The organism is Streptomyces lushanensis, from assembly GCF_001700515.1.
Classification (GTDB): Bacteria; Actinomycetota; Actinomycetes; order Streptomycetales; family Streptomycetaceae; genus Streptomyces; species Streptomyces lushanensis.
The window spans coordinates 1-2,855 of sequence record NZ_MAUD01000575.1 but is presented as its reverse complement, the minus strand read 5'-3'; the positions used below and the strand labels follow the sequence as shown (position 1 = coordinate 2,855).

Annotated in this window: 2 protein-coding genes and 1 pseudogene; 1 reads left to right on the top strand and 2 read right to left on the bottom strand. The window is 71.0% G+C overall.

What is annotated here, in order from left to right; genetic code table 11:
* Window positions 1–497, top strand: a pseudogene (locus tag BFF77_RS31420) (gfo/Idh/MocA family oxidoreductase); the annotation flags it as partial.
* Between the two features lie 117 nt (window positions 498–614).
* On the opposite strand, the gene BFF77_RS31415 reads toward BFF77_RS31420, so the two are convergent.
* Both BFF77_RS31415 and BFF77_RS31410 read right to left on the bottom strand, forming a co-directional pair.
* Window positions 615–1,472, bottom strand: coding sequence for an NAD-dependent epimerase/dehydratase family protein (locus BFF77_RS31415; RefSeq protein WP_066956856.1), 858 nt, complete (start codon window positions 1,470–1,472; stop codon window positions 615–617).
* A gap of 116 nt (window positions 1,473–1,588) precedes the next feature.
* A complete protein-coding gene (locus tag BFF77_RS31410; RefSeq protein WP_066956853.1) occupies window positions 1,589–2,677 on the bottom strand; it encodes a glutamate--cysteine ligase in 1,089 nt (362 codons plus the stop codon).
* Between the last annotated feature and the right edge of the window lie 178 nt (window positions 2,678–2,855).

Sequence of the window (2,855 nt, the reverse complement as noted above, 5' to 3'; positions counted from 1 at the left end):
CGGGCGATCTGACACCCAAGGACGCCACGACGACCATCGCGCTCCTGGACTTCGGCGGGCGGATGGGGCTGTACGACTTCACGGACAACCAGTGGTGGAATCCGCTGCGCGGCCGGCGGATGGTCGTCCGGGGTTCACTGGGCGAGATCGTCGACGACCAGGTGATCAGGATGGCGGACCCGCGTACGCCCGTGGAGTCGCCGCTGGTCCGCCGCCGTACCGGTACCGACCTCAATCTGGAGGGCTCCGAACTGCACCACATCACCTTCGACGGACGGGTGGTGTACCGCAACGCGTTCGTCGGGGCGAACCTCTCCGAGGACGACCTGGCCGTGGTCGACCTGCTGTGCCGTACGGGTGCCTGGGCGCGCGGCGAGGCCCCGGAGCCCTATCCGCTCGCGGAGGGCTGCCAGGACCACCAGATCAGCCTGGCGATCGAGGAGTCCGCGCGCACCGGGACCGCCGTGACCACGACACGGGAGGCCTGGGCGGTCTGAGAGCCGGCCGGCGGGGTGGCACGGCGGCGGAGCGTCTCCACGACCGGTGGACGCCCGCCCCACCGCCGTACCGCCCCACCGCCGTGTTGACGCGCGACAGGCCCCACCGGAGGCCGGTCAGTGCTCGATGACGTCCCGCCAGGAGTGCCGCGGTACGAAGCCCAGCACCTCGCGGGCGCGGTCGATGCTCAGCAGTGTCTCGTACGTCCCGATCTCACGGGTCAGCTCGACGCCGGGGAACACCTCGGCGAGCAGTTCGGCCGAGGGCCTCCGCATGATGGTGTCCGCCGCCGCGATGACGAAGCTCTGCGCGCCCGTCACCGGCGCGGTGAGCGCGAGACGGCAGGCGCCCGCCACGTCCCGGGCGTCGACGTACCCCCAGAGGTTCCACTTCCGCAGCTGCGGGTCGGCCCAGTAGCCGGGGACGAGACGGTAGTCCTCTTCGAGATGGACGTTGGAGAGGCGCAGCGCGACGAAGGGGATGCCGGACCATTCGGCGACATGCCGGGCCGTGGTCTCGGCCGTGACCTTGGAGAGCGCGTAGGTGCTGGTCGGGTAAGGGTAGTGGTCCTCGTCCACCGGCGCGTAACGGGGCGGGACGTCGAACGGGAGGCCGAGGGTGGTCTCGCTCGACGCCCACACCACCCGGGACACCTTGTTCTGCGCGGCGGCGAGGAAGACGTTGTTGTTCATCACCGTGTTGGTGTTCAGTGTGCGGGCGGCCGGGAACAGGCCGGGCGCCGGGATGTTGGCCAGATGGACCACCGCGTCGACGCCCTGGAGCGCGTCGACGGCCTGTCCGTAGTCCGTCAGGTCCGCGCCCAGGAGGGATGTGCCGATCCCGGCCATCCGCTCCCGGTCGCCCGGACCGGCGACGATGTCCAGGGCGACGACGTCGTGGCCGTGCTCCAGCAGGTCCGCGACGACGACACGGCCCGTCTTCCCGTTGGCACCGGTTACAGCGACTGTGGTCATGGGAGTGCTCCCCACTCGGCGTTCTTCTCAGGGCTTACCGCCTGGCGCCCCATCCTCCCCCGGCCGGTCCCGGCGCGAACGGCAGGCCCCGGGCCTCACGCGCGAGTCCGACGGCCTCACATCTGTGTCCGGCGTACGCATTCGGCGATCATGGTGTGCAGGCTCCCGGTGCGCCGCAGCATGTCGCGCTGTACGCGCGCGCCGTTGCCCGTTCTCAGCAGCCGGCGCAGGCCCTCCTCGGCCAGTGGCAGGTCCCCGTGGTCCCGCAGGGCGTCCCGTACATGGGCCAGTAAGGACCGTACGACCGCTTCGGCGGGAGCGGGCCTCATGGTGCGGGGATCGACCAGCCGGTCCTCCAGCCCCGAGCGGCCTGCCCGCCAGGAGGCGAGCCGCAGGGACGCGACGCGGTGCGGCAGCGGCGGCACCTGTGCCCGCCACTCGCGCGCGGCCGTCTCGACCAGCCCTCGCACCAGCGCGGCCACCAGAACCGTGCTCGACGCGTCCAGGCACACGTCGGCCACGCGCACCTCCACGGTGGGATAGCGCTCCGCGAGCCGGGCCTCGAAGTAGGCCATCGCCGGATCGCGCAGCACACCGGTGGCGACCATGGCGGCCACGTAGTCGTGGTATCCGGTGGCCGATCCGAACAGCTCCACCGGTCCGGCGGAGGGCCAACGTCCCCACACACGGCTGCGATAACTGCTGTAGCCGCTGTCGTACCCGCGCCAGAACGGTGAGTTGCCGGTGAGGGCGAGCAGCACCGACAGCCACGGTCTGATCCGGTCGAGGACGGCGACTCCCTCCTCGTCGGATTCCACGGCCACATGGACGTGACAGCCGCAGGTCAACTGCGCCTGGGCGACCGGCCCGAACTCGCGCTCCAGCCAGAGGTAGCGCTCGTCCTGATTGACGGCGGATTCGAAGGGCAGCGGGGAGGTCGCCAGCGCGGCGACGGCGGCGCCCACCTTTCCGGCGTACTCGGCGGCCTCCGCGCGCAGTTCACGTATCTCCGCCGCCAGCTCCGCCATCTCCGTCCGTGGACAGGTGGCGAACTCAAGCTGCTGACCGTGGAGTTCCTTCTGGAAGGCGTGTCCCTCCCCGCCTGCCCGGTCGGCTGTCGCCAGCACCGCGGGCGACACGGCGTGAGGCTCCCAGGTGACCGCGTCCACCAGCAGTAGTTCTTCCTCGACGCCGACGCTGCGCAATGGAGCCGCCTCTCCACGGGGGAAGCGGAACCGTACGGCACGGCCCGGGCCAAGGGAAGGGCGCCCTTGACCGGTTTCCCCCGTCGACGGCTCTCCCCGGCCCCCGATTGGGAAGCTCGGAAGGACATCTCCGCACGAAGGTGAGGAGACTGGGATTCACCGGCGGAGAGCTCAGTCC

Excerpts from the sequence above, each read along its gene's own strand:
- BFF77_RS31415 (WP_066956856.1), bottom strand. The coding sequence starts at position 1,472 with ATGACCACAGTCGCTGTAACCGGTGCCAACGGGAAGACGGGCCGTGTC.